1 protein-coding gene is annotated in these 741 nt (G+C 62.8%); it reads left to right on the forward strand.

Annotated elements, in window-relative coordinates; genetic code table 11:
- The coding region (traN, locus tag QHC67_RS18920; protein ID WP_319296715.1) for a conjugal transfer protein TraN at positions 1 to 611 on the forward strand (611 nt) is incomplete at its 5' end.
- Positions 612 to 741: the final 130 nt, after the last annotated feature.

Consider the following 741-nt stretch of genomic DNA (forward strand, 5'->3'; position numbering starts at 1 on the left):
AGGGCAAGATCGTCAAGGACGGGATGGGTTCGTCCATCTCGTCGATCGGCACCAAGATCGCGGTCGCCAAGGGCGTGTTCACGGGCATGAAGGCGGCCTACACGGCGTTCAAGGCAGGCGCGACGGCAAGCCAGGCGGCAAGTTCGGGCGCCAATGCTCTGATCATCGGCCTCGACCCAACTTCGATCGCAGTCAGTCTCGCGATCAACTTCATGATGGAGTTCCTGTTCGCGGGTTGCGACCAGCAGGACATGGAGACGGCGATGCTGCGCTCGTCGGGCATGTGCCACGAGATCGGCAGCTACTGCACCTCGAGCTTCCTTGGGATCTGCCTGCAGAAGGCCCGTGGCCATTGCTGCTTCAACACCAAGCTTGGCCGCATCATCCAGGAGCAGGGCCGTCCCCAGCTCAAGGCCTTCAACGGCGACCTCTGGGGCACGGCCAAGAAGCCGATGTGCCGTGGGTTCACGCCCGAGGAGTTCCAGGCGCTCGATTTCAGCAAGATGGATCTCTCCGAATATTATGCTGACATCGAAGCCCGCACCCAATCCGACATCCAAATCGACATGGGGGAGCGCATCGATGCGTATCTCAAAGCGGTCAATCCGTAGCGCCTCTCTGGCCGTGCTGCTGGGCGTGGCGTCCGCCGCGCTCGCTCAGGACAGTGGAAGGCAATCCGCTGCCGACCAGGGCCAGGCCAGCATGGATCGCCTCGAAGGCGCGGTCGCGCGCGGCAAGGAT

Source organism: Sphingobium sp. (assembly GCF_033795625.1).
Lineage (GTDB): Bacteria > Pseudomonadota > Alphaproteobacteria > Sphingomonadales > Sphingomonadaceae > Sphingobium.